This is a genomic window from Vogesella perlucida, assembly GCF_979366545.1.
This window is the reverse complement of record NZ_CEETRO010000069.1, coordinates 1-270: the sequence shown is the minus strand read 5'-3', so window position 1 is coordinate 270 and position 270 is coordinate 1. Positions and strand designations below refer to the sequence as shown.

At 52.6% G+C, this 270-nt stretch carries 1 rRNA gene; it reads right to left on the bottom strand.

Annotation, left to right across the window (positions count from 1 at the left end):
* Positions 1–270, bottom strand: a 23S ribosomal RNA gene (locus ACZ9XP_RS17965); the annotation flags it as partial.

Sequence of the window (270 nt, the reverse complement as noted above, 5' to 3'; positions counted from 1 at the left end):
TTGGGCTTTCGGCGAGCGGGCTTTTCACCCGCTTTATCGCTACTCATGTCAGCATTCGCACTTCTGATATCTCCAGCAGGGTTTACACCACCACCTTCACAGACCTACAGAACGCTCCCCTACCACGGACACATTAATGTGCCCATCCGCAGCTTCGGTTATCAGTTTGAGCCCCGTTACATCTTCCGCGCAGGACGACTCGACCAGTGAGCTATTACGCTTTCTTTAAATGATGGCTGCTTCTAAGCCAACATCCTGGCTGTCTAGGCC